The sequence below is a fragment of the Lactiplantibacillus sp. ME-2 genome (assembly GCF_022549155.1).
Lineage (GTDB): Bacteria > Bacillota > Bacilli > Lactobacillales > Lactobacillaceae > Lactiplantibacillus > Lactiplantibacillus plantarum.
On sequence record NZ_JAKZEQ010000097.1, the window covers coordinates 1 to 2,108 of the forward strand.

The 2,108-nt window shown below is 42.9% G+C and carries 5 protein-coding genes; all 5 read right to left on the reverse strand.

Features of this window, described 5'->3' with window-relative positions; genetic code table 11:
• Nucleotides 1-326: 326 nt before the first annotated feature.
• Entirely contained in the window at nt 327-716 is a 390-nt protein-coding gene (locus MMY95_RS15430; RefSeq protein WP_241277809.1) for an HNH endonuclease signature motif containing protein, read from the reverse strand.
• Nucleotides 709-1,047 (reverse strand): phage head closure protein, encoded by a 339-nt coding sequence (locus MMY95_RS15435; RefSeq protein WP_054519352.1) that lies wholly within the window; start codon nt 1,045-1,047, stop codon nt 709-711. The genes MMY95_RS15430 and MMY95_RS15435 overlap by 8 nt, the downstream gene beginning before the upstream one ends.
• Nucleotides 1,034-1,225 carry a hypothetical protein gene (locus MMY95_RS15440; protein WP_148419183.1) on the reverse strand — a complete coding sequence of 64 codons (192 nt, stop codon included), beginning with the start codon at nt 1,223-1,225 and terminating at the stop codon, nt 1,034-1,036. The genes MMY95_RS15435 and MMY95_RS15440 overlap by 14 nt, the downstream gene beginning before the upstream one ends.
• A complete protein-coding gene (locus tag MMY95_RS15445; protein ID WP_128537007.1) occupies nt 1,225-1,581 on the reverse strand; it encodes a pathogenicity island protein in 357 nt (118 codons plus the stop codon). The genes MMY95_RS15440 and MMY95_RS15445 overlap by 1 nt, the downstream gene beginning before the upstream one ends.
• Before the next feature lie 261 nt (nt 1,582-1,842).
• Nucleotides 1,843-2,108: hypothetical protein (locus MMY95_RS15450; protein ID WP_241277810.1), on the reverse strand; the 266-nt coding region annotated here is incomplete at its 5' end.

A 2,108-nucleotide genomic window follows, 5' to 3' on the forward strand; every position in this document is an offset into this window, starting at 1 on the left:
CGCAGTCCATTGCCAATTTTGGCAACGTAGACGCAAAATGCGGGTTGGTTAACTCGGTCGAAAATTTCGACTCAGTAGCTCGGCTTAACAAATGTAGTCAGCGTACACTTGTTAGGTCAGCGGAAAACTCCGCTTAGTATCTCGGCTGAAAGTTCAGCGCAGTATTTCGCAGATCTACTACCTAAGTTAAACTTAGGGCGCAAAAGCAACCTGTCACGTCATCTTAGCGAGTCAGCTAGTGCACCAAGTTAGTACGTTATCTAAGGTCGTAACTTGCGACCGCAGATACTAAAAAGCGCCGCACCTTTCAGCACGACACTCATTGGTTATTTAGTTGGTTGCTCCCGTTGTTCTCTAGCCAGTCTAGTCTTCCGGTTATGGTGTCGGTAGCACAATGGTTGTAGGTTACTTTCATCTAAGCGACGTGACCAATCGTCTTTGATTTCGATAACGTGATCGACCACATTGGCTTTACGGATCACCCCATCTTGGTAGCACTGTACACATACCGGATTGCTTTCAAGGAACCGCCGTGACAACTTGCGCCATGCCGAAGACTTGTAGAACTGTTGGTACTTACTCTCGTCTGAATCGTACATGCGTTTGTGATACCGCCACTTGTTAGTGGCCTTGCGGTGCTTCTCACAGTATCGTACATCATAAGCAACTAGCGTCCGACAACCTGGGTGCTCACATTGCTTCATTGGCTTAGCCATGACCGTTGACCTTAGTTAGTGTTACCACGTCATAAGCATTCAGTTCGCCATCAGAACTAACGCCAGCAACCTTATACTCAACCCCATCTAGCAACGCTAGTAGTGCTGTGGTAATACGTTCATCATGGCGCACCGCAATTAGCTGGTTAGTTGTCGCAGTCGTACCAGTAAGGCTAATAGTGTTACTGATGGTCAATGTATACTCACCACACCAGACAGTGAACAGTGGTACGAATTGTTGCTTGGTTGTGCCGTTTATTAGGTTCTGAACAGTCTTGACGGTGCCAAACTGTACCCGCTTATTTAGGCGGTTTAGATTATAGTTCTTCATCTTCATCACCAGTCCTATAAACCAATGCTTCGCAATAAATCACTTTTGAATCGCTCACCTTAATAAAATCAAATTCTACATCTAACAGTTCGTCATCAATATCTTGTGCTTTGTCGACTTCCGAAACTTGCGCAAATAACTCCTCCATATTGTCAGCATGTACCATCTTAATTTTCATTAGTTAGTCTCCTTTTCTAAATCAAACACCACCGGTTGCCAATGCAATCTTTTATATGGACGTTTACTTTCAACCAGTGGCATATTTAAGTACCCACCGTCAACCATGTACGTCAGAATCGACGTAGCGTGCATTTTCACTTCTGGCCGTTTTACTACTGATACAATTGCTTCTGTGGCTTCTCGCTTCCAAAGGGCCCAGAATACTACACCTTGGCGGTCAGCAGATCGGACATCTTTATCGCCATGATAGTCATAGCCTATACTTTCAAAAAGATGTTCGATTTCTAAAAAACTAGTTTCATTATGACTTGCAATATACTCATAAATTGCTTGTTCAATTTTTTTAGTAGTCATACTATGATTTCCTTTCACAATTAACGAACGCGCTGGGATTCTGTCTCTACTATGTCTACCCCTGATTATCAAAATGCCGCTATGTTAACGTTCTTTGGGGTAGACATCAAATAGAGTACCTCTACCCCATGCGTCGAATCCTTGCTATATCAACATTTATCAGGGGTAGACATTGATTTTTGTATCTCTACCCCATTGAAACATTGATATAGCAACGCTTTTAGCCATGGGGTAGACGTTCTGCATTCTATCTCTACCCCATTAAGATACTGCTGTATCAATGTTTTGGTTCGCGGGGGTAGATAGGGTAGACATAGAATTGCCCCCCGTCCGGTGTTTAAAAGTAACATACATATTACCCTTTGATTTTGTTTCCTCATATTCGATCCCAACCTGTTTTAAGATTGGCTGATCACGTCGTAAACGTTCCGCCACTTTGTTAGTTTTAGGAATGGCACCATGATTTTCGTATGGATCATATGAATCTAATTTTTTCAACTCGGAAACCAATTCTGACTTTTTACCAC

Excerpts from the sequence above, each read along its gene's own strand:
- MMY95_RS15435 (WP_054519352.1), bottom strand. The coding sequence starts at position 1,047 with ATGAAGAACTATAATCTAAACCGCCTAAATAAGCGGGTACAGTTTGGC.
- MMY95_RS15430 (WP_241277809.1), bottom strand. The coding sequence starts at position 716 with ATGGCTAAGCCAATGAAGCAATGTGAGCACCCAGGTTGTCGGACGCTA.
- MMY95_RS15440 (WP_148419183.1), bottom strand. The coding sequence starts at position 1,225 with ATGAAAATTAAGATGGTACATGCTGACAATATGGAGGAGTTATTTGCG.
- MMY95_RS15445 (WP_128537007.1), bottom strand. The coding sequence starts at position 1,581 with ATGACTACTAAAAAAATTGAACAAGCAATTTATGAGTATATTGCAAGT.